Here is a 21,220-nt window from a genome sequence, read left to right on the forward strand (position 1 = left end):
ATGACCACCGGGACCGCCCGCTTCCTGCCCGTCCCCGGATCGCCCCGGCCCGTCGCCCCGCGCCCCGAGGCGGGGGCCGGTCTGGCGCGGCCGGCCGAGATGACGAATTGGCGGCTCTACGCCGTCGCGGGCTACGCCCTGATCGCGCTGACCTTCGGGGTCGTCGGCGGCTGGGCCGCGCGGGTCCGGCTGGACCGCGCGGTCATCAGCCCGGGCGTCGTCGTGGCGGAGACGAGCCGCAAGGTGGTCCAGCATTTCGAGGGCGGCATGGTCCTCGACGTGCTGGTGAAGGACGGCCAGAGCGTGCGGGAGGGCGACGTCCTCCTGCGCCTCGACCCGCTGCAGTCGCGGGCGAGCGCCGACCTGTTCCGCACCCAGCTCGACGCCGCCCTGATCCTCGAGGCCCGCCTGCGGGCCGAGCAGGACGGGGCGGCCGACCTCGACCTGCCGCCCGACATCGTCGCGCGGCGCCACGAGGCGCCGATCGCCCGGGCGATCGGCGACCAGCGCAGCCAGCTCGCGGAGCGCCGCAAGTCGATGCGCGCCCAGCTCGACCTCATCGCGGCGCGCGTGCGGCAGCTGAGGGTCGAGATGGAGGGGCTGGCGGCCGAGAGGGCCTCGGTCGAGGCGCAGGTCCGCTACATCGACGAGGAGCTCGGCGGCCTGCGCAGCCTGCGCGACAAGAACCTCATCCCGCTCTCGCGGCTCCTGATGATGGAGCGGGAACGCACCCGGCTCCAGGGCGTGATCGGGCGCTCGGTGGCGGAGACGGCCAAGGCCGAGAACGCCATCGGCGAGGCCGGCATGCAGGTCACCCAGATCGAGCAGAGGCGCCAGGAATCCGTCACCGCCCAGCTCCTGGAGACCCGCCAGAAGATCTCCGAACTGCGCGAGAAGCTGCTCGTCGCCCAGGACGTGCTGCGGCGGCACGAGGTGCGCGCCCCGCACGGCGGCGTCATCCAGGGCCTCAAGGTCTACACGATCGGGCAGGTCGTCCGCCCCGGCGAGCCGCTGATGGAGATCGTCCCGACGCGCGACCGGCTGGTGATCAGCGTGCAGTTCTCGCCGCAGGATCTGGAGGCCGTCCATGCCGGGATGCGGGCCGAGGTCAAGCTGCCCACCTTCCAGACGCGCCGGACCCCGGCGATCTTCGGGACGCTCAGGACGGTGTCGCGCGACCGGCTGATCGACGAGGCGACCAAGCAGCCCTACTTCGCCGGGATCGTCGAGATCGACGAGCACGACGTGCCGGGCGACGTCAGGGACCGCCTCCTGGCCGGACTTCCCGCGGAGATCGTCCTCTCGGCCGGGGAGCGGACGGCCCTCGACTACATGGTCTCACCCCTCTTCGACGCGATGGGACGTGCCTTCCATGAGCGCTGAGCATCACTCGCCGAGACGGTCGCCGGTGCGGTGGCGGACCATGATGCGGGAACGAGAGAGTCGGCAGGATCGCGCGGGCCATGCTGCGTAGGTCCGGACGGGACGGGTGCGCGCGCCGGGGGCCTCGGGGATGCCCCGCTCCGGCCCCGCGCTTCTGTGCGGAGTGAGGGCGAAATGGGTGCTGTCATCTCCTTCTTCCGGCCCGCGCCGACGACGCGCGGGGATTGGTCCCAGCAGGAGCTGGCCGAGTTCTACCGGGTCGAGGCCGCCCTGGTCCGGGCCGGGATGCGGATCACCAGCGATCAGGGCCTGAGCGACGAGGCCGACCCGTGGTTCGTCTTCTGCCGGGCGGACGGCGACGTGATCATGCACTTCGCCCGCATCGACGGGCGCTACGTGGTCGGAAGCGCGGTGCTGGACCAGCCGATGCAGGGTCCCGACTTCCGCGCCCTGCTCAACCAGATCGCGGTCCGCTACCCGGCGCTGCTGCCCATCCCGCAGGGCCAGGGCGGCACGACGCTCGTGGTTCACCCGGCCGCCCTGCTGGCGGCCATCGTCGCGGCCGCGGCCTTCCTGCTGTCCGAGGACGACGCCGCCGCCTCCGAACTCGCCCCGGTCGAGCCGCTGCCCGGGCCGGCGGCCGCCGGCCGGCCGGGACCGGTCGCGCCGCCCCGCTCGGCGGAGGCGGGAGGCGCGGGCGAGGCCCAATCGCAGCACGACGATCACCGCCGGCACGTCGCCGCGATCGTGACCACCGCGATGCTGTTCGCCGTGGACGCCGCGCCCGACGAGGCCGGCCCGCGGCCGGAGACGGACCTCGCGCCGACGAGCGCCGCGAGCGCGGCGGACGGCGCCTCCTGGCACGGGGACGCGGCGCTGCCGGCGGTTCCCTCCTCGGGCAGCCCGCGCGCCACGGACGCCTCCGCGCCGGCCGCGCCCCCGCTCTCCCGCGGCGGCAATGCTCAGGACCTCGACGGGGCCGGGCGCGGCGGGGCGGCGCCGGCCGGCCCGGTCCACCCGGCCCGGCCCGATCCCGGCGAGGGACCCGACCTCTCGCGGACGCCGCTCACCGAGAAGGCGGCCGGCGCCCGGCCCAACGAGGCGGGGCAGCAGGCGGGCGCCCAGGCGGCCGGCTCTCCCGCCACGGCCGAATCCGCGTCCGGCGGCCACCCGTCCGGGACGGCGCCGGGCGCCGCGGACCACGCGAGCGAGACGGTGCAGGCCGACGCCTCGGCCGCCACCTCGGCTGCTCCTGGCGCCGATCCGGGCGCCAAGGCCGCTCACGCCGCGGCGCCCGTCCCGGCCGCGACCGAGGCCGCCGCGGAGGCGGGCCGGGGCGAAACCGGCGCCGCGAGGGCGCTCGCGCCGCCGTCGCGCCAGGAGGGCGCCGCCGAGGCCGGCCCGGCCGCGAGCCGCGCGGGGGCGGACCATGCCGCGCCGGGCGAGAGCGAGGGCCGGGGCGCCGCACACGGCGCGGGCGAGGGCGGCGCCACCGGCAGCCGGGCCTCGGAGTCGTCCGGCCCGAAGGCGGATGACGCGCCGGGCGACGGGGCGGGCCACGGCGCCGCCGAGCGCGCCGGCGCCCACGCCGGCCCCGTCCGCGAGGCGGCGAGCGACGCCGCCCGCGGCCCGGGCCGGGGCGATGATGCGCAGGCCGAGCGCGCGGAGGTCCGGCCCGACCGGTCCGGCCCGGATGCGGCCGGCACCGACCGGGCTCCCGGGGCCGACGCGCCGCACGGCGCGCGCGCCGACGCCCCGGCCGCGCAGGATTCGGATCACGGGAGCGGTCACGCGGCCCGGGTGCCGGTCACGGTGGGAGAAGGACACGGGGCCGGCCCCGCCTCGGCGGCCGGTGCGATCGCGGGCACGGCCATCGACCCGGACCACCCGGGGACGGCGCGCGGGCCGGGCGCGGCGGCCGCGTCCCCGGAGATCGGCGCGGCCCGGGCCGAGCCCTCGGGACACGGCGACGGCGCGGTGGCCGCGGTGCCGGGAGGCAGCAGCGACGCGTCCCGCATCGTCCCGGCGGTTCCGACGGCGGCAGGTTACGCGCCGACGGACGATGCCGCCTCCGGGCAGGATCGGGATGGGATCCGCCCCGATCACGCGGGCCCGGCCGGTCCCGGCACCGCTCCGGTCACCGCGCCGGCCGTGCCGCCCGCGGCGAGCGGCGAGATCTGGGCGGCGGGCGCGAGCGACGCGGCCGGCCCCGCCGTCCCGGCCGCCGAGCCGACCGAGAGCGCCGGCCAGGGCGGCGGGCTTCCTGGCGGTCACCCCGCGGCGCCGGATACGCCCCCGGTCCCGGCGGGACCCGGGCCCGCGGGCGCCGAGGCGCATCCCGCGCCGGGGGCGACCGTCGCTCCCGGCTATCCGGGCCCGCAGGCGCGCGATCCGGGGGCCGCCCCGGGCGGGGCGGGCGCCGAGGCCGGGTCGACGGCGGCGAGCCATTCGGGCGCGGAGAATGCCGTCTCGGATCGTGGCCACGCCGAGGGCGCACCGGAGCAGGTCATCGATCCGCTCGGCCACGGCCGGGCCGCTCCCGGGACCGGCGCGGAGACCCTGTCGGCCCCGAGCGCCGCGAGACCCGACGCCGCGACGCCGCTGGCGGGCCACGAAGCGGCCGGCAGCGCCCCGTCGGATCGGAGCCCGGTCGACGGCGCCGCGGGAGGAGAGGCCCCCGCCGCGGACCGCCACGCCGCGCACGCCCCCGGGGCCGATGCGGCCTCGCCCCCCGCCGGTGCGGCGCAGGCCGCGCCGGATCCCGGGCATCCCGCCGTCGCGCCCGAACCCGCGGGCTCGCCCCCGCCGCCGGCTGCCGGCGCGGCGAGCCCGGCGGTGGGGTCCGCGGCCGCGCAGGCGGGGCATGCCCCGGCGCCGAGCGCGCCCTCCGGCCTGCAGGCCGAGATCGGGGCGGATGGCACCCTCGTCTTCGCTCCGGGCAATCCGCACCCGGTCCCGGCGGCGCCGGCCGGGCCGGCCCACGACGGGGCCGCGCACGCGGAGGTCGGGCTCGTGGGCATCGCTCATCACGACGCGGTGCCGGTCCACCCGAATTTCCACTGACGCGGCCGCGGGAGCCCGGGGCCGGCCGCGACGGGTTGACCCTCCGGGCCCCGGGGGTGTACAGTGAAATTGTAACTTTCCTTCGCTGTATGCTCCCGGCGGGCGGGGTCGTCCGCCGGGGAGGCGGCGCGGGAACGGGCGCGGGCGCCGAGGGGCGGCCATGGTTGCAGGCGGATCCCCGCGCGTTCGGGGCTCTGCCCCGCCCGGGAGGCCCGCGCGGCGTTCGTCCGGCCGTGTTCCGAGACCGCGGGCAAGACCGTGAATGAACTCTCGAAGGCGGGTGTCGCAGCGTGTTGCACAGAACATCGAGACTGGTCCGAACCACGGCGAGCGCGCGGCACGCGCCGACGCCCGTCCTCGCGTGCGCGCCGCTCTCGCATCGGGAGCCGGCGGCCCGGGAGCCCGCGGCGGCCGATCGCCGGCCGCAGCTCGCGCCCTTCCTGCGCGACCATCTCGGCCGGCAGCTGCGAACCGCCTACGCGGCCTTCGTCAGCGCGCCGCACCCCTCGGAGGTGCGCGAGGCGATCGCGCGCCTGGAGGCGGCCCTGGCGGGGCAGCCGGCCGTCGTCTCCCGCTTCCGCGACGATCTGCTGGCGGCGCTGCCGGCCTTGCGCGGCTTCGCCCTGTCGCTGACGGCCAACGTGATCCAGGCCGACGACCTTGTGCAGGAGACGATGCTGCGCGCCTGGCAGAACCAGCACCGCTTCGAGGTCGGGACGAACCTCAAGGCGTGGCTGTTCACGATCCTGCGCAACCAGTTCTACACGAACGGCCGGCGGCGGCGCCGCGAGGTCGAGGATGCGGACGGCGCCGCCGCCGCGCAGCTGGTCTCCCTCCCGGCCCAGGAGGACGGTGTCGAGCTGCGCGAGGTCTGGGCGGAGCTCGGCAGGCTGCCGGCCGCGCAGCGCGAGGCCCTGCTGCTGGTCGCCATGCACGGCATGACCTACGAGGCCGCCGCGGAGCTGATGAACTGCCAGGTCGGGACGGCGAAGAGCCGGGTCAATCGCGCGCGCGCCGCCCTCGCGCAGGCGCTGGGCTACGAGGCGGGACGGCCCGGTCGCGCGGCCGGGCCGTGAGGCGCGCCGCGCCGGGCCGCGCCTCCCCTCGCCGCCTCCCGAAATCCGCCGAGCACGGAAGCATCGTCATCGCGTCCTCGTCCGACACCACCGACAAGCGGCGGCTCGGCCGCCTGCGGACCCGTGCGCGCCGCATCGGGATCAGCGTCGCGAAGCTGCGGGGCGCCAAGCCCGACGCGTTCGTGCTCTCCTACACGCACCTGGACCTGCCGCTGGGCGGGTGCGACCCGCGCGGCATGTCGCTCGACCGGGCCGAGCAGATGATCCGCGTGGCGGAGCAGGGCCGGGGGACCCGGTCGGCGCGCCGGCGGCCTGCGCAGCGCGACGCGGGCTCCGTCCGGCGGGGCTGATGGAACGGTCCGCCCGGCACCGGCATTTCCGGGACCGCACGCGCTCACCCCGTCCGCCGGCCCCTTCGCAGCCGGCGTGGCCTTCCGTGCGCCCCAGGAGAACCTGCCCCGCCTCACAGTGCAGGAGGGACTATTGCTCAGGGCATGCGTGTCCGACAGCTCATTCCCGCCGAACCTGGGCCAGGCAAGCCAGATTAAATAGATCATTCCTCAACTTAAGTCGCGGTTAAACGAGATACCGCGGGCGAGATGCCGGAACCTGTGCGCTGAAACGGGCGTTTATGGCGCAGTTCTGAACTGAGGAGCATGACGCATGCGCACCGTCTTCGTCGCGACCCTGGCGGCCACTGTCCTGGCGGGCCTCTCCGGCTCGGCCATGGCCGAGGAGACCACCGTGATCCATCGCGACCGGGCCCCGGGCGTCGCCGTCGAGCACCGCGAGGGCGTGGTCGAGCACCGCGAGGTCACCACCGGCAGCGTCGATTGCGGCTCCAAGACCGTCCACAAGGAGGACGGTATGGGCAACTCCAAGACCGTCCACAAGGAAGGCTGCTGATCGCGCCGCGCTGAACTGCCGGATTTGTCGAGAGGACGCATCATGACCAGCAAACTGCTTCTGGCCGCCGTCGCGGCGGCCACCCTCGGGCTGCCGCTGGCGGCCCAGGCCCAGGGAACCCTGCGCGGGGCGCAGGAGGGTGCCGAGGCGGGCGCGGCCGCGGCCGGCCCGGTGGGCGGCATCGTCGGCGGGGCGGTGGGGGCCGCGACCGGCACGGTCGGCGGCATCCTCGGCGTGGACGACCGTCCGCGCTTCCGCTCCTACGTGCGCGAGCGGCACCTGCCCTCGTACCGGTACAGGGAGGACGTCCGCGTCGGGGCCGTGCTGCCCTCCTCGGGCGTGACCTACTACGACGTGCCGGCCGAGTACCATGTGCGGCCCGGCTACCGCTACACGGTCGTCAACGACCAGCCGGTCCTGGTGGACCCGCACACCCACCGGATCGTCGAGGTGATCGAGTAGGGACCATCCTGGGCGAGCCCGGCAGGGCTCGCCTGGGCGAGCCCGGCAGGGCTCGCCTGCGTGAGCCCGGCAGGGCTCGCCTGCGTGAGCCCGGCAGGGTTCCCGCGCGGGCTTCCGTCAGGCGCCCGCGCGGGCGGCCGACGCCGTCGCCGCCGACGCGCAGACCCGGGGGAGCCACGCCCCGCCCGTCCCGGCCGGCGCCCTCGGGGCGCATGCGGGTTCCTCCGCGTCGGGGGCCGGCCGCAGCGGCGGCCCGGGACGGCGCTCGCCGAGAATCTCGCCGTAGAGACGCAGCAGGTCGTCGCCCTGATCGGCCGCAGTGCGGACGGCCCGGCCCTCGGGAGGCGGAACCTGGAAGCGCGCCGGGTCCTGATCGATCTCCGCCAGGATCGCCCGCAGGTCGCGGGGTGACGCCACGTCGATGACGAATCCGTCGACGCCCGGCACGATGTCCTTGCCCACCGCGCCCCGGTCGCTCGCCACCACCCAGAGTCCGAAGGCCTGCGCCTCGCGCGCCACGAGGCCGAAGCTCTCCGGCCAGAGCGAGGGCACCAGCAGGACGTCGAGTTCGCCGTAGAGCGCCGCGATCTCCTCCTGCGGCACCGGACCCACGATCCGGACCGGCGTCGTGCCCCACACGTCGTGCCGCACGTGGTCCCGCTCCTGGGCGAGATCGACCAGGGTGAGGCTCAGGTTGCGGAACGCCTTGGTGCGCAGGACCGCCTCGATCAGCCACGCGCCCTTGTGCGCCTCGCGGCCCCCCACGTGGCCGAGGCGCACGCGCGGCCCCTTCCCCGCCGCGCGCCGCCGGACCGTGCCGGGCGACAGGCCGTTCGGCACGCTGATCGTCCGCGCGAAGCCCGCGTCCCGGTAGATCTGCGCGAAGCTCTCCGACACGGCCAGGATCCGGTCGGCCCCCTGGAGGAGGCGGGCGAGGCGGCGGCGCCGCACGATCCGCGCCGCCGCGTCGCGGGGCCCCTCCGCCGAGGCCTGCAAGGTGTCCGCGCGCGTCCGCACCACCCTCCCGTCGCGGTCGAGCAGGAACTGGTGGTCCGAGATCCACCAGCCGTCATGCACGGTCACGAGGTGCGGCAGGCCGCGCGCCTGGACCGCCTCGACGGCCGAGGCGGTCAGCCGCTGTACGCAGTGGAAGTGGACGAGGTCCGGCTGCAACCGGTCGAGGGCGGCCGCGAAGACGCTCCCGACCGTCGGATTGAACGGCCGCCAATCCATGTCGGCCTCGATCGGTGTCGAGATGCGGACGACCGGCATGCCCCGGTAGGCGTCGATGCGCATCCGGCCCTCCGGCGCGACGCCCTCGTCGCTCGCCACGACCGCGAAGTCGAAGCGGTCGCCCGCGCGATCCAGGAAGTGGTCGAGATTGTCGCGCACCACCCGGGTGGCGCCGCCGATCGTCTGGGGCGGGAAGAACACGTTGGAGACGAGGATGAGCGGCTTCCTCACCGCGGCCGGAATCGGGGCGGAGGGGCGGGGCGGGGGCAGGATGTCCGCGAGCGCCCGCGCCGACGCGTCGAGCTGCCGCGCCTTCTCCCGCGCCGCGAGCCCGATCCGGCGGCGGAGCCCCGGATCCCCGACCAGGCGCTCCAGCGCGCGCGTCCACTCCTCCGGGGTGGAGGCGAGGAGCGCGTCCTCCCCGTCGACGAGGATCTCCCGGTAGGTGCGCGTGCCGCTCACCACGGACGGGATGCCGCAGGTCGCGGCCTCCAGCCACTTGATCTCGCTCTTGGCGTCCGCCACCCGGCCCGGTTGCAGGACCGCGACGTTTATGTCGACGCCCGAGAGGATCTCCCAGTAATCGCCCACCTCGGCCGTGAAGCCCATCGTCTGGATCTGGTGCGCGCAGGCTCTCAGCGCCGGGCCGAGCTTCAGGTGGCCGGCGATCAGGAGGCGGACCTGCGGGTGGCGTTGCAGGATCGCGAGCAGGGCCGGTCCGATCAGGTCGTTGAAGTCGCGGTTGTGCGCCTTGGTGCCGGAGCCGTAGAAGATCGTCACGGTGTCGCCGGGCTCCGCGAGCGGCGGGTCCGGCTGATCGAGGAAGTGGTCGTTGCGCGCGTCCAGGCCGTTGCGCATCAGGTGGCAGCGCTGCTGGCGCAGGATCGGGGCCATCGCCTCCGCCAGGGCGGGCGTCGCGGCGAGGCCCTCGTCGCACTGGGACATGGCGAACCGGAACAGAGGCACGCCGGCCTGCAGCTCGGCGTAGTCCTCCCGGGTGATCTGCCCCTCGAAGCTCTCGAAGGGATCCGGATAGCTCGCCGCGTCGAAGATCAGGTCGTCCACGTCGTAGAAGGTGCGCAGGCCGAGGGCCCGCGCGGTGAGGATCGCGTGGAGGATGTCGGGAAAGGCGGCCACCCGGTAGAAGATCGCGGCGCTCGCCCCGGGCAGGGCCTGGCGGAAGGCCTCGGTCTCGTTCTGCCCGAAGACCCGGACGGTCCAGCCCCCGCGCTCCAGCTGCTGCCGGCGCTGCTCGACGCGGTAATGGACGCATTGCGGCAGGTCGAGATTGGCCAGCATGACGATCGCGCCGCCGGGGACCGGCGGGAGCGGGGCCGGGAGCGGCAGCACGAGGGGCAGGTCGAGGGCGAGCTGGTTCAGGGCGTCGTCGAGGATCGCGTCGCCCTGCGCCCGCAGGCCCTGGCGGTAGGCCGCGCGGGCGACCTCGCGATGGGCGGTGAAGCTCTGGTCGAGGAGTTTCCTGGCGGTGTCGCGCCAGCGCGCGTCGCGGCTCCACCGGGGCGAGGAGGCGCGGATCTGGGCGAGGGCCGCCGGCAGATCGCCGGCGGCGAGTCCCTCGGCGGCGTGGATGTGGCTCCACAGGCTGCTGGCGGGCTCCCTCGCGGCGGCGACGTAGTCGCCCGTGGCGGCCGCGTCCTGGCCGAGCGCGCGGGCCGCCTCGGCGCGGCCGTGCAGGCGGGCGGAGCTCGGACCGCCGCGGGCGATGGCCTCGTCGTAGGCGCGAAGCGCGACGCTGCCCTGGTGGCGCAGGAGTGCGCGAAAGCCGACCTGGGCCAGGAAGGACGGCGCGTCGGGCCCGCGGATCACGTCGAGGCACCCTCCCGGGAGCCCGTGGTCGAGCCAGTGGGCGAGAAGCTGGGTGCGGGTCAGGTCGGCCAGGCCGGCCTGGGTCGCGCGGTAGGCCTCGGCATCGAAGCACGACGGGAACGCGCCCTGGCCGATCAGGGCGGCGGTGCAGGCGCGCTCGTTCGGGGCGAAGCCCAGCTCGACCCCCTCGCGCAGCCAGTGACGGTAGAGGTCGGCATCGCCGAGACTGGCCGCCACCGGATGGTTCGCCCGGTAGAAGGCCGGGTCGAACGCGTCCTCGATGTTGAGGGGGGCGAGCCGGTCGACGCCCTGCTCGGCGAAGAGCAGCATGCCCTGGATGCGGGTCGCCGGAGCGGCCCCGATCCAGTCCGCGTTCAGGAAGATGAACTGCGCGAGATCGAAGCGCTGCTGCCAGCGCCCGGGCATCAGGTCGTGCCGGCGCAGATGCGCCGCGACGAGCGCGTCGTCGACCTCGGCGCAGACCAGGGAGGGCCAGGCGGCCTCGTCGCCGCGCTCGGATTCCCGCCGGAACCGGCGCCGCTCCACGCGCCCGAACTGGACGTAATGCGCCGCGTATTCCCAATCCTCCTGGAGCAGGGCCGCGAGGTCCTGGTTCAGGTCGCGGTAGATCGTCGGGTCGAAGCCCTCAGGCAGGTCCCCGTGCTTGGTGAAAAGATGGGCGAGATAGGCGGTCCGGGTCGGGAAGCGCCGCTCCTTGCGCCCGTGCACGAGGTAGTGCGACAGCAGCGCCTTGGCGTCCCGGAGATGGCGCAGGTCCGGATAGAGCCGGCTGTAGAAGTCCGGATCGAATTCCACGCTCTGCCCGAGCCAACGGGATCCTCCGGCCTTCCTGGCGAGCAGGCCCAGGAGACGGGCGCAGAAGTCGGACATCCGTTCGAGGCTGAGCGCGTCGCGACGGTACAGAGCGTTCGTCATGGCCAGTACGACTCCGGAAGGCACTCAGCGGGCGGCGTGGGCGAAGACCGCGTCGGGGCGCCGGCGCTCGGCCTCGACGGCCGGCCCCTCGGCCGGCCGCGGGTCGTGCGCGTCCAGTTCCACGTGCCGGTCGGTGACGTGCGCCGCTGACTCGCGCACGGTCGCGGCGATGACGCCGGCGCGGTCGACGCCGGTCATGAAGGTGAGTTCGTCGTCCTGCTCCGCCGTGAGACCTGTCATCTCGTGCCCCCGTCCGGACCCCTGCGGGATCTGCCGTTGCGTCACCCTGCGTGTCCAACGAGAGGCGAAAATTTGCAGCGACATGCGGACGCGGCGTGCCGGGCTCCGGGCTCCGCGCCGCGCGCCGGCAATGCGCCGAAAAAAATGCGCGGCATCGGGATGTGAGACTCGGCGCCTCGTCCCACAGACTTGACGAGCGGCAGAAGCGAGGTGCGCGACGATGCCCGGGGGTGAGCGACGACGCGGCGCGAGGCGAATGGCGGCGCCTCCCGGCCGCCGGGGCCGATCGCCGGTGCGGGACGGAGCGGGCGGCTCCAGCACCTCCGGCCTGCCAGCACCTCCGGCCTGAGCGAATCGCGGGCGCGCGAACCCCCGGCCCCTCGGGCGTGACGGCCCGGCATCCCGGCCGCGGCACGCCAGGTCCATCACACCATCCCCTTCCTCAACCAGGGTTGTCGCCATGTCTTCCGATCCGAGCCCGGCACAATACTTCTCGCACTGCTATTTCATCTACAAGACCGCGACATCCGATCAATTCACCATCGGGCGGTACGGAGGAATTACCAAGAATTTCGTCGTCAGGGACACGCCGGATGCCGGCAAGACGGACGACACCACGCAGATCGGCGATGTGCAGAACGACGTCTTCACGGCCGGCGTCGTCGACGGCAGCTCGGCGCCGAGAACCTATTTCGGACAGACCAGCCAGCAGGGCCTGATCGGAACCGCCAAGGGCAAGAAGGGGACGATCTACTTCCTCTACACGAACAACACCTACGACCCCGGCGCCACCGTCCAGGTCGACCACGCCGCCTACCCGCTCTGCTTCGTGACCGGGACGAGGATCCGGACGGCGCGGGGCGACGTCCCGGTGGAGATGTTGGCGGTCGGCGACCGGGCCGTGACCGCCTCGGGGGCGCTGCGCCCCGTCATCTGGATCGGGAAGCGCACCCTCGACGGCCCCGCCCTCTCCCGCGATCAGGCGCCGGTGCGGCACCGGAGGACATCGTCTCCGACGTCTTCGTGTCCCTGATGGCGCTGCCGAACGTGGCGAGCGTGCGCGAGCCGCGCGCCATGATGACCACGATCGCCAAGCGCATCATCTTCGAGGCGCGGCGGCGCAAGCGGCTTCAGATCGCCTACGAGGACGCGCTCGCCGCCATGCCCGAGGCGCTGGACGTCTCGCCCGAGGAGAGGCTCATCCTCGTGCAGGCCTTGCAGAAGATCGACGCAGTGCTGGCGAAATTGTCGCCGCGGGCGCGCACGGCGTTCCTTCTGAGCCAGATCGATGGTATGTCGAACCGTGAGATCGCCAAGGAACTCAACGTCTCGATGAGTGCGGTCAGCAAGTGCATGACGCAGGGTTTCTCGGCCGTCTACAGCGCCAGGATGGAAAGTTGAGGCGATGAATCCTGCTCGCTCACGACAATCGGACGACGACGAGAATGGGATAGACGAGAGCGGCCGGGCCGCAATCAAATGGATGGTCGCCATGACCTCCGGTGGCTTGAGCGAGCGCCAGCGGCGGGATTTCGAGGTCTGGTACGGCGCCAGCCCGGCCAATGCCGAGGCCTGGGGACGCATGGCCGGGAATCTGCAACCCTTCGGGATCGTCGCGCGCTCCGGGCTGCCGCGGGGCACGGTGGCGCGGATGGGGGCGCCGCCGCGGCGCGACCGTCGGAACGTCGTGGCGGGGCTGACGGCCCTCGCCGCCGGCGGCGCGGTCGCGCTGGAGCGCTTCGTGCCCCTGGAAGACCTGCTCACCGACCGCTTCACCCGGACGGCGGCCCACGCGCGCTTCCGTCTCGGGCAGGATGCCGAGGTCGTGATGGCGCCCCGCTCGGCGCTCAACCTGGGAGCCGCTGCCGAGACGCGGGCGCTGAGCTTCCTGCGGGGCAAGATCCTGCTCGACATCCAGCCGCGCGACGCGCGGCCCTTCGTGGTGGAGGCCGGCCCGTTCCGGATCGAGGCGCTCGCCGGCGCCTTCGTGATCGAGCGGGCCGCCGGGGCGTTCCGCTTCGCGAGCCTGCGCGGCGACGGCACGCTGTGGGGCGAGGACCACCGGAGATTCTCCGTCGCGTCGGGCGAGCGCATCACCGTCGCCGAGGGCGAGGTGCGCCGGAGCGCGGTCGACGCCGATGCGGCCTCGTCCTGGACGTCCGGCTTCGCGGTCCTGCGCGAGGAGACGGTCGCGGCCATCGTCGACGAGATCCGGCCCTACTTCGCCGGGATCATCCGGCTTCACCCGGACGCGGCGTCGCGGCGCGCGACGGGCGTGTTCAACCTGTTCGAGCCGGTCGCCTCGTTGGGCAATCTCGCCCGCGCGGTGAATCTGACCCTGACCCGCACCGCCGGCTTCTGGATCGCGCTCGAGCCGCGCCGCGCCTGAGGCCGGCGAGACCTGGCCGCGGGGATGCGCCGCCGGCCGCGGAGCGGCCTCGGATCACTTGGTGTGCGGGTCGGCGTCCGAGGTCGCGGCGCGGGCGGCATTCTGCTCCGCGAGGCGACGGTCCAGTTCGCGCAGGACGCGGCACCGGGCGACGGCTTCGACTGAGCGCTTCATGGCAGCCTCCTCCTCTCGTCTGCCTCCCGTAGCACCTTGCAGCCCCTTCGCGTGTGTCACGCAACACCGGGCCGCCCGCGGGGTTCCAAGCCGCGGGGTTCCAAGCCGCGGGGTTCCAAGCGCACCGACGCGGCCCCGGCGAGGGGCGACCCGCCCGACCCGCGAAGCGGCTCGCAGAGGCCGAAGCGACATGCGCGAGCCGCCGGACGTCGAAGAACGCGACGGCGAATTACTGGGTGTGCTGCTTCAAATAGGCAATCACGTCATCGACCTTCTTGTCGTCCGGGTAGCCGGCGAAGATCATCTTCGTTCCAGGGACTTTCGCCTTGGGGTTCTTCAGCCATTCGTGCAGATTGGCCTCATCCCAGGTAATGCCTGAGCCTTTCAAAGCCGCCGAGTAACTGTATCCCTCGACGGATGCCGACTTGCGCCCGACGACGCCGGTCAGGTTGGGGCCGACACCGTTTTTTCCGAATGCGTGGCAGGCTTTGCATGTTGCGAATGCCTTCTCGCCGGCAGCCGGGTCGCCGCTCCCCTGCGCGTGTCCCGATGTGCACAGCGCCGCGAGCACGGCTGCACTTGCCAATACAATTCGCATGGCGTTCCTCCTGCTTCAGGCCCCCGTCCAGAAGCTGTGGCGGCCGCGGCCCAGGTCCAGGCGTGGCGGCGGGATGCGACGATTTGGCCAGGGATTAATTTTGGGCGTCCGGTTTCGGAGGGCCTCCCCGAGGATGACGGGGCCGGCCATCCTCCGGCGGCGCCCCGCCCGGTTCCCCCGCCCACGCCGCGCTCCGCACCGGCGCTCGGCGCCCGACCGCGTCGCGCGCGGGATCCGGCCCCGCGCCGGGCCGTTATCGGCCCGCCCGCGCAGGGTGCGGCCCGATCCCGCGCGGGGCGGCGCTCACCGTGCGGCCAGGGGAAGCGCCAGGGGAAGCGAGGGAATCCGAGGTGACGGAGGACGAACTCGTCCGGATCTACCCGCGATTGTGGCACATGGCGGAGGACGGGGCCTGGCCCTCGATCCGGGCGCAGGGCCTCCTCAGCACATCCGCGCTGCTCGACCGCTACGGCCTGTCGGGACCTGCGCGCGACGCGCTCGAGGCCCGCCGTCGCCCGCAGGGGACGAGGATCGCGCGCGCGGGCCTGCCCGACGCGGTCGTGCGCGACCAGAAGCCGATGTCGGATGCGGCCCTGCGGCGCTGCCTGGACGACGGCCTCGGTCCCGCGGACTGGTACCGCATCCTCAACGACAAGGCGTTCTTCTGGCTCTCACGCAGGCGTCTGCGCCACCTGCTCGATGCGAGGGCCTACCGGGGACGGCCGCAGACGGTCCTGACGCTCTGCACGCGCAGCCTCGTCGCGGCCCACCGGGACCGGATCCTGCTCAGCCCCATCAACAGCGGCGCGGCCTTCATGAGGCCCGTGCGGCGCGGGCGGGGCACGTTCATGCGGATCGCCGCCTACCCCTACGCCGAGCGGCGGGCGACCCGCTCCCGGGACGACGCGCTGGTCGAACTGACCGTCGCCGGAGGGGTTCCGGACGTCGCGGACCACGTGCTGGCCGTCCACCGCCTCGCGGACGGCGCGGCCGCCGAGATCTGGCGCTCGCCGCGCGCGGCGCCCGACGACGGGCCGTGACGGAGCGGCCGGCACCGCGCGCCCTCTCCCCGGCAGGCCCCGCGCCCGTCCGCTTCCGGCGAGGCGCTCAGGATGCGCGGGGGCGCGTCGCGCCGCTCCGGCGGCCCGCATCGGGGCTGCGGTCACGGGGCGGGCCTCGCCTCCGTCCGCCCGTGCCGCCGCCACACGAACCGGCACAGCACCGCGACCGGTGCGCCGATCCAGGATGTCCCCACGAAGGACCACGTGAAATCCAGGGACTCGATGACGCAGCCGGACATCCCGGCCAGCCGAACGCCTCGGTGAGGGAGAGGGCGCCCGCCCCGGCCGCGAAGGGTCCGAGGCGCCAGCCGATCTCGGCCCAGGACGATATCAGAGGACGACATCAGAGGACGACATCAGGGAGTGCCGCGCGGCGGGCGCGACGGTGATGCGCCACCCGCCGATGACGACATCCTGCCGGGCCCCGCGAAGCCGGGCGCCAGGGGGAAGACCGCCGTCCAGGCCAGGCCATGCGCCGGGTCGCCGAACGCGACGCCGGCGAGCGTGAGCATGACGCCGCTCTGCGAGGCGATGATCCGGCCGCGCCGCCGCCCCGGCCAGCGGCCGAGCAGCGGCGCGTCGCACTGATCGAGGAAGGGCGCCCAGACGAACTTGACCTTGTCGGCCAGGGTCGGCTCGCTCATCAGCCCGAGCGTGCCGAGGGGAACCTCGCCTCGGACAGCCACGCCGGCTGAGCAGAATCGCATGGCGCAATTCTGCTTAGACTCGTGTTTTCGCATCATTTTTGCCGCCAAACCGGGGACCGCTTCGGCGAATGATGCTGAGGTCCCGTAGACCAGCAGGAAGGGGATGCCGGAGCCGGAGCCGAGGCCCGGCATGGCCGCGACGCCGCGGTCCGTGAGCAGGTGGCGACGAGAGGGGCGCGTCCGGGCGCCGCCCGATCCGGAACCGCCGTGCATTCTGGTGCCGAGCCTCGCCCTGCCTCCGCCTGCGCGGGCGGTGCCGGCTCCAGCCGGCGGGGCCCGGACCTGCGCCGCGCCCTCCCCCGGGCCGTCCGCGGGTCAGCGGCAGGTGCGGTCGAGCGTGAAGCCGCGCGGACCGCTGAACCCGGCGAAGCGGCAGCCGCCGAAGCTGCCCTCGAAGCCGTAATCGTTCTTCCCGGTCTTCCAGGTCGCGCCGCGGCCGCCGTTCCAGCTGGCGGTCCGGTAGCCGGCGGGGCGGCCCTCCGGCGCCGCGCGCTCCGCCCGCCGCGGCGGCGCGATTTGGGCGGGTTCCGGCCGGACGGCCGGCGCCTCGGTCGCGGCGGGGGCCTGCACGGCCGAGGCCGGGCTGATCCGCGCCACGCGCTCGGGTTGGGGCGCGCGGGCCGGAGCCGCGACGTAGCCGCCCTGGCTCGGCGCGTCGGACCGGGGCAGGTCGATGACGCGCGGCGCGGGCCTGCCGCTCTCCGGCTGCGGGTCCGCATCCGTCTGCGTCACGGGGGAGAAGGTCCTCACCTCGGCGTGGCGGATCGCGGGACGCACCGGCTTCTCCGCGGCGGGCACGGCCTGGCTTCCGGGCGACGGGGGAAACTCGGCGGACGGCTGCGTGGACAGGCCGGCATGGGCGACGGTGGCCAGCCCGAGGGTCAGGGCCGCGGCGGCTGCAAGCTTGATCATCGTGAACTCCTCGATCCGCGACGGGCGCCTCGCCCTCCAGGTCGGGGGTGTCGTCGCATGCGCGGCAGCGGGGCGGCGTGCTCGGACGCACCCGCCGCGGAGGCGCGCCGCCCCTCGGGACGCCGCGGCGGCGGGCGGCCGGGTCGGGCGCGGGCGTGCCGGCCCGCCTCGGACCCGCGCCGCCCCTTGCCCGGGGCCGGTCGGCCCTCGCGGGCAAGGCTCACGAGGTCGCCCGCCCCGCCAGCCACAGGACCAGCGCGGCGACGAGGCCGGTCACCGCCGCCTGGACGATGATCCGGGTCTCCGCGTCCCATCCGAGATCCGGCCCGAGCCACCGGTTGAGGACGATGCCGGCGAGCGCGCCGAGTCCGCCCGCGGCGGCCCCGACCAGGGGTCTGCGGTGCAGCGGGCGAGGGTCCTGCGGCCGAGGCCGGGCGGGCGGCGCGCCTCCCGAAGGGGCGGGCCGCCGGCCGGCGCGGACCGGCTCGTCCGCGACGCTCCGGGCGGAGTGGCCGCCCAGCGGAAGCGCGCCGCCGCGGCGCGGGGCCTCGTCGTGCGGTGCGGTCTCGGTCCGATCCGCGCCGCCGGCGCGGGTCTCGGGGGCCCGCCGGATCGCCATCATCGTCGTCCTCGAAAGGCTGATGCGGGAGCCCGCGCCGCGCGCGAGCCCGCCGGACGAATGATGCCGGCATGGCACGGGTCGGCGGTGCTCGGACGCACCGGGAGCGGCCGCCCGGCCGGGCGGCGCCGGCCGCATCCTCCCCCGCGCGGCTCGTCCTTTTGTCACAACCTGCGCGGCGCGTTCGGACGTGACGGTCACCGCCACGGTGGGGTACTCCCTCCTAGTAAATTCGACCGTGGGGAGCGCCGCACGTGCGCCGGGGTCTCGTCCTACTCGCCCTCGCCGCGCTCCTGCCGCTGATCCTGCTCGCGGGCGGCCTGTCGTTCCTCCTCCTGCGTCAGCAGCAGACGCTGATGCGCACCGGCGCGGTCCACCACGTCGCGCAGATGCTCGGGGCCGTGGAGCGGGAGCTGCTGACGCAGGTCGAACTCCTCAAGGTTCTCGCGCAATCGCCGCTGCTCGACGGCGACCGGCCCGATCTCGCCGCGTTCCACGCCCTCGCCGAGCGCTTCAAGGCGCAGCTGCCGCTCTGGCACCGGGTCATCCTGGCCGATACCGGGGGGCAGATGGTGGTCCGCACCGGCGCGGCGTTCGGGACGCCCCTGCGGGCGGTCGTGGACGAGACGAGCTACCGGCGGGTGCTCGAGACCGGCGAGCCCACCATCGGCGACGTCGCCGGGCCGGGTCAGCCGGGCAGCGGGCCGCCCCGCGCCAGCTTCCGGGTTCCCGTGCTGCGGGAGGGCAGGATCCGCTTCGTGCTCACGGGCGTCGTGTCCGTCGAGCGGCTCGCGGCCCTGCTCGCCGGCCCCGGCCTCGATCCCGCCTGGCGCCCCTACCTCGTCGACGGCGCCAACCGGATCGCCGCGAGCGCGCGCGTGCCGGAGCTGGTGGGGGCCCTGGCGATGCAGCCCACCATCGAGGCGCGCCGGACGCGCTCGGCCGGGCTCTACGAGGGGACCGCCCCCGACGGCGAAGCGCTGGTCACGGCCTTCCGCAAGTCGGAGCGGACCGGCTGGTCCGTCCACCTCGCCATTCCGCTCGCGCTCTACGCCGCGCCGCAGCGGCACGCCGCCTGGATCCTCGGCACGGCGGCCGCGGCCGCCCTCCTGCTGAGCGGCCTCTTCATCCTGCTCCTGCGCCGAGAGCTGCGGGCGCAGCGCCAGGAGGCGCTCCTCCACGCGCGGGCCCTGCGCATGGAGGCGCTCGGGCGCATGACGGGCGGGGTCGCGCACGATTTCAACAACCTGCTCATGGTCATCCTGGGCAACCTGGAGATGCTCGGCCGCCGCCTCCCGGAGCCCCGCCTGGAGCGCTACGTGACGGCGATCCGCAAGGCGGCCGAGCGCGGCACGCATCTCACCCGCGAATTGCTCGCCTTCTCGCGCGGCCAGGGCACCCGGACCGAGGTCGTCGACCTCAACGAGCGGCTGGGCGCCACCCTCACGATGATCCGCCAATCGGTCAGCGGGCCCATCGCGGTCGAGACCGACCTCGCGCCCGGACGGCACGCGGTGAGGCTCGATCCGCTGCAATTCGACCTGGCGCTGCTCAACGTCGCGGCCAATGCGCGCGACGCCATGCCGGACGGGGGACGCCTGGAGATCACGACCCGGCGCGTCCCGCTGCCGGACCGCTCCGGGCGCGACGGGGTGGCGCTCGCGATCAGGGACACGGGCAGCGGCATCACCGAGGAGGCCCTGCCGCACGTGTTCGAGCCGTTCTTCACCACCAAGGAGGTCGGCAAGGGCACGGGGCTCGGCCTCTCCCAGGTCTACGGCTTCGCCAAGTCCTGCGGCGGGCTCGCCGATGTGGAGAGCCGGGCCGGCCAGGGAACCACCATCACCCTGCACCTGCCCCTGGCGCGGGAGCCCGTGTCCGAGGCGACGCCGACGCTCGCGACGCCGGCGGCGCGGCTCGTCGGCTCCCCGGACCGGGTCGTCCTGGTCGACGACAACGACGAGGTGCGCGGGGTGACGGCCGCCTTCCTCGAGGAGGCGGGTTTCCGCGTCGCTCAGGCGAGCGGGGCGCAGGCGGGCCTGGACCTGCTGGAGCAGGGCGGCGCCGACATCCTGGTGAGCGACCTCGTGATGCCGGGCGGGATGGACGGGCTCGCCCTCGCCAACGAGGTGCGCCGGCGCTGGCCGGCGCTGCCGGTCATCCTGGTCTCCGGCTACAGCGCCTCGGCGGCGGCCGCGACGGAGCAGGGCTACACGCTCTACATGAAGCCGTTCGACATGGCCGAGCTCGCCCGGGGCATCCGGGCCCGGATCGGCCGGGGCGAGGCGCCGCCCGCGGCGGCCGCGCCGCGCTGATCCCCGCCGGCGGCGCGGGCCGGCCTGCGCGGGCCGTCGGGCCTCACCCGGCCGTGACCGACCCGCGGGGCGCGACACGTCAGAAACAAACTACGTATTAACTACGTAGGCGCTGACTCGCGCGTATGCCGAAGCCCCCCGGACTGCCCGCATCCACCTTGGCCCAACAGCTTCTGAGGAGCGTCCTGCACCCGAGCACGCCGCTCGCGCAGCCCACCCTGGTGGAGGTGTGGAAGCGCAGGACCCTGTCCTCGGCGGCCGGAGACGTCGCGGCTCAGCGACTCCTGGACCTGCGCGACAAGGGCAAGCTGTGATCCGGGATCCGGTTGATCACAGCGCAGCCCGGATCCCGCGCCCGCGCGGCGCCTGAGCGAAGCCCCAATCCGCCATCCCGAAGGGATCGAGCGGATCATGAGCCCGCGCGGCGCCTGAGCGAAGCCCCAATCCGCCATCCCGAAGGGATCGAGCGGATTGGGTGTGAGACCCGCGCCGATCGGAAGGTGATCCTCTCCCCGGAGCGGATCGGCGCCCGCCTCAGCCGGCGGGCGCCGGGCGCGGCTGCGCGCCCTCCTCGGTGACGATGACGTCCATGGGCACGTCGTGCGGCTGAGGGTGGATCGTGTCGAGGCGGGCGAGCGCGAAGCCGACGCCGATCACCCGGGGCCTGACCGGCATGGCCGCGATCGTGCGGTCGTAGAAGCCGCCCCCGTAGCCGAGGCGGTAGCCGGCCGGATCGTAGCCGACGAGCGGCGCGATCAGCACGTCGGGATGCACCGCCTCGCCCTCGGCCGGGATCGGGATGTCCCAGACGCCGCGGGTCATCGCGATCCCGGGCCGCCACTCCCGGAACTGCAGCGGCTGCGCCTTCTCGACGACGACCGGCAGCGCGAGGCGGGTGCCCCTCTCCCGCAGCGCCGTCAGGACGGGCCGGGCATCGAACTCGCCCCGGAAGGGCCAGTAGAAGCCGATCAGCCCGCCGGGCGCCCCGGCGAGCGCGGCCTCGAGCCCGCGGCCGATGCGCGCGCTCCACGCCTCCCGCTCCTGGGCCGAGATCTGCATGCGCCGCGCGATCAGGGCGGCCCGGGTCTCCTTCCGCCACCGCCTCACCGTCGGCCAGTCCGGCGCGCCGCCTTCGGCGGACGCTCCCGGGCCGCCGGCCGCCCCGAGGCCGAGGGAGGCCGGGTCGAGTTCGTGCATGAAGCAGGGCGGCGAACTGTACTCGCCGAACGCGCTCGCCTCGCGGTGTTCCGGCTCGGAAGCCTTCTCGGACGGCTTGGATGAACCTCCGGCCATGGTGTCCCCCATGATCGCGCCAGGGC

At 74.6% G+C, this 21,220-nt stretch carries 19 protein-coding genes; 12 read left to right on the top strand and 7 right to left on the bottom strand.

Annotated features, from left to right (window positions below):
* From QA634_RS06475 to QA634_RS06500, 6 genes are all read left to right on the top strand, one after another.
* Positions 1–1,383 carry an HlyD family type I secretion periplasmic adaptor subunit gene (locus tag QA634_RS06475; protein ID WP_012331212.1) on the top strand — a complete coding sequence of 461 codons (1,383 nt, stop codon included), beginning with the start codon at positions 1–3 and terminating at the stop codon, positions 1,381–1,383.
* A 174-nt stretch (positions 1,384–1,557) separates the two neighbouring features.
* A complete protein-coding gene (locus tag QA634_RS06480; RefSeq protein WP_012331213.1) occupies positions 1,558–4,446 on the top strand; it encodes a hypothetical protein in 2,889 nt (962 codons plus the stop codon).
* A gap of 293 nt (positions 4,447–4,739) precedes the next feature.
* Positions 4,740–5,522 carry a sigma-70 family RNA polymerase sigma factor gene (locus QA634_RS06485; RefSeq protein ID WP_012331214.1) on the top strand — a complete coding sequence of 261 codons (783 nt, stop codon included), beginning with the start codon at positions 4,740–4,742 and terminating at the stop codon, positions 5,520–5,522.
* Complete coding sequence (locus QA634_RS06490; protein WP_012331215.1) at positions 5,519–5,872, top strand: hypothetical protein; 354 nt, start codon at positions 5,519–5,521, stop codon at positions 5,870–5,872. Before QA634_RS06485 ends, QA634_RS06490 begins: the two co-directional genes overlap by 4 nt.
* Positions 5,873–6,185: 313 nt before the next feature.
* Positions 6,186–6,428, top strand: coding sequence for a hypothetical protein (locus tag QA634_RS06495; protein WP_012331216.1), 243 nt, complete (start codon positions 6,186–6,188; stop codon positions 6,426–6,428).
* A gap of 42 nt (positions 6,429–6,470) precedes the next feature.
* Positions 6,471–6,890 (top strand): DUF1236 domain-containing protein, encoded by a 420-nt coding sequence (locus tag QA634_RS06500; protein ID WP_012331217.1) that lies wholly within the window; start codon positions 6,471–6,473, stop codon positions 6,888–6,890.
* A gap of 117 nt (positions 6,891–7,007) precedes the next feature.
* Here QA634_RS06500 and QA634_RS06505 read toward each other — a convergent pair whose 3' ends face one another.
* Both QA634_RS06505 and QA634_RS06510 read right to left on the bottom strand, forming a co-directional pair.
* Positions 7,008–10,886, bottom strand: coding sequence for a glycosyltransferase (locus QA634_RS06505; protein WP_012331218.1), 3,879 nt, complete (start codon positions 10,884–10,886; stop codon positions 7,008–7,010).
* Positions 10,887–10,910: 24 nt separating this feature from the next.
* A complete protein-coding gene (locus QA634_RS06510) occupies positions 10,911–11,126 on the bottom strand; it encodes a hypothetical protein (RefSeq protein WP_012331219.1) in 216 nt (71 codons plus the stop codon).
* Positions 11,127–11,586: 460 nt separating this feature from the next.
* Between QA634_RS06510 and QA634_RS35535 the strand changes: the two genes are divergently transcribed.
* From QA634_RS35535 to QA634_RS06525, 3 genes are all read left to right on the top strand, one after another.
* Entirely contained in the window at positions 11,587–12,159 is a 573-nt protein-coding gene (locus QA634_RS35535; RefSeq protein WP_012331220.1) for a Hint domain-containing protein, read from the top strand.
* Positions 12,159–12,527, top strand: a complete 369-nt coding sequence (locus QA634_RS06520; protein ID WP_043702111.1) for a sigma-70 family RNA polymerase sigma factor — start codon at positions 12,159–12,161, stop codon at positions 12,525–12,527. Before QA634_RS35535 ends, QA634_RS06520 begins: the two co-directional genes overlap by 1 nt.
* A 91-nt stretch (positions 12,528–12,618) precedes the next feature.
* Positions 12,619–13,515, top strand: coding sequence for a FecR domain-containing protein (locus tag QA634_RS06525; RefSeq protein ID WP_445928380.1), 897 nt, complete (start codon positions 12,619–12,621; stop codon positions 13,513–13,515).
* 403 nt (positions 13,516–13,918) lie between these two features.
* On the opposite strand, the gene QA634_RS06530 is transcribed toward QA634_RS06525, so the two are convergent.
* Positions 13,919–14,287, bottom strand: a complete 369-nt coding sequence (locus QA634_RS06530; RefSeq protein ID WP_012331223.1) for a c-type cytochrome — start codon at positions 14,285–14,287, stop codon at positions 13,919–13,921.
* Between the two features lie 350 nt (positions 14,288–14,637).
* On the opposite strand from QA634_RS06530, the gene QA634_RS06535 reads away from it, so the two are divergent.
* On the top strand, positions 14,638–15,327 hold the full coding sequence (locus QA634_RS06535; RefSeq protein ID WP_012331224.1) for a DUF7002 family protein: 690 nt from the start codon (positions 14,638–14,640) through the stop codon (positions 15,325–15,327).
* 377 nt (positions 15,328–15,704) lie between these two features.
* On the opposite strand, the gene QA634_RS06540 is transcribed toward QA634_RS06535, so the two are convergent.
* The 3 genes from QA634_RS06540 to QA634_RS06550 all read right to left on the bottom strand — a co-directional run bounded on the left by QA634_RS06540 (position 15,705) and on the right by QA634_RS06550 (position 17,589).
* Positions 15,705–16,187, bottom strand: a complete 483-nt coding sequence (locus QA634_RS06540) for an AmpG family muropeptide MFS transporter (RefSeq protein WP_150108590.1) — start codon at positions 16,185–16,187, stop codon at positions 15,705–15,707.
* 183 nt (positions 16,188–16,370) lie between these two features.
* On the bottom strand, positions 16,371–16,967 hold the full coding sequence (locus QA634_RS06545) for a hypothetical protein (protein WP_012331225.1): 597 nt from the start codon (positions 16,965–16,967) through the stop codon (positions 16,371–16,373).
* Between the two features lie 220 nt (positions 16,968–17,187).
* Entirely contained in the window at positions 17,188–17,589 is a 402-nt protein-coding gene (locus QA634_RS06550; protein ID WP_018262301.1) for a hypothetical protein, read from the bottom strand.
* Positions 17,590–17,840: 251 nt separating this feature from the next.
* Here QA634_RS06550 and QA634_RS06555 point away from each other — a divergent pair, with 251 nt between their 5' ends.
* Both QA634_RS06555 and QA634_RS06560 read left to right on the top strand, forming a co-directional pair.
* On the top strand, positions 17,841–19,901 hold the full coding sequence (locus tag QA634_RS06555) for an ATP-binding protein (RefSeq protein ID WP_012331227.1): 2,061 nt from the start codon (positions 17,841–17,843) through the stop codon (positions 19,899–19,901).
* A gap of 158 nt (positions 19,902–20,059) precedes the next feature.
* On the top strand, positions 20,060–20,215 hold the full coding sequence (locus QA634_RS06560; protein WP_020493667.1) for a hypothetical protein: 156 nt from the start codon (positions 20,060–20,062) through the stop codon (positions 20,213–20,215).
* Between the two features lie 220 nt (positions 20,216–20,435).
* On the opposite strand, the gene QA634_RS06565 is transcribed toward QA634_RS06560, so the two are convergent.
* Complete coding sequence (locus tag QA634_RS06565) at positions 20,436–21,194, bottom strand: 5-formyltetrahydrofolate cyclo-ligase (RefSeq protein WP_012331229.1); 759 nt, start codon at positions 21,192–21,194, stop codon at positions 20,436–20,438.
* Positions 21,195–21,220 lie beyond the last annotated feature (26 nt).

This window comes from Methylobacterium sp. CB376 (assembly GCF_029714205.1).
GTDB lineage: Bacteria > Pseudomonadota > Alphaproteobacteria > Rhizobiales > Beijerinckiaceae > Methylobacterium.

What these genes read in the sequence shown, in the direction of transcription:
- QA634_RS06475 (WP_012331212.1), top strand. Translation starts at nt 1, where the DNA reads ATGACCACCGGGACCGCCCGCTTCCTGCCCGTCCCCGGATCGCCCCGG.
- QA634_RS06480 (WP_012331213.1), top strand. Translation starts at nt 1,558, where the DNA reads ATGGGTGCTGTCATCTCCTTCTTCCGGCCCGCGCCGACGACGCGCGGG.
- QA634_RS06495 (WP_012331216.1), top strand. Translation starts at nt 6,186, where the DNA reads ATGCGCACCGTCTTCGTCGCGACCCTGGCGGCCACTGTCCTGGCGGGC.
- QA634_RS06500 (WP_012331217.1), top strand. Translation starts at nt 6,471, where the DNA reads ATGACCAGCAAACTGCTTCTGGCCGCCGTCGCGGCGGCCACCCTCGGG.
- QA634_RS06505 (WP_012331218.1), bottom strand. Translation starts at nt 10,886, where the DNA reads ATGACGAACGCTCTGTACCGTCGCGACGCGCTCAGCCTCGAACGGATG.
- QA634_RS06510 (WP_012331219.1), bottom strand. Translation starts at nt 11,126, where the DNA reads ATGACAGGTCTCACGGCGGAGCAGGACGACGAACTCACCTTCATGACC.
- QA634_RS35535 (WP_012331220.1), top strand. Translation starts at nt 11,587, where the DNA reads ATGTCTTCCGATCCGAGCCCGGCACAATACTTCTCGCACTGCTATTTC.
- QA634_RS06520 (WP_043702111.1), top strand. Translation starts at nt 12,159, where the DNA reads ATGGCGCTGCCGAACGTGGCGAGCGTGCGCGAGCCGCGCGCCATGATG.
- QA634_RS06525 (WP_445928380.1), top strand. Translation starts at nt 12,619, where the DNA reads ATGACCTCCGGTGGCTTGAGCGAGCGCCAGCGGCGGGATTTCGAGGTC.
- QA634_RS06530 (WP_012331223.1), bottom strand. Translation starts at nt 14,287, where the DNA reads ATGCGAATTGTATTGGCAAGTGCAGCCGTGCTCGCGGCGCTGTGCACA.
- QA634_RS06540 (WP_150108590.1), bottom strand. Translation starts at nt 16,187, where the DNA reads ATGCCGGGCCTCGGCTCCGGCTCCGGCATCCCCTTCCTGCTGGTCTAC.
- QA634_RS06545 (WP_012331225.1), bottom strand. Translation starts at nt 16,967, where the DNA reads ATGATCAAGCTTGCAGCCGCCGCGGCCCTGACCCTCGGGCTGGCCACC.
- QA634_RS06550 (WP_018262301.1), bottom strand. Translation starts at nt 17,589, where the DNA reads ATGATGGCGATCCGGCGGGCCCCCGAGACCCGCGCCGGCGGCGCGGAT.
- QA634_RS06565 (WP_012331229.1), bottom strand. Translation starts at nt 21,194, where the DNA reads ATGGCCGGAGGTTCATCCAAGCCGTCCGAGAAGGCTTCCGAGCCGGAA.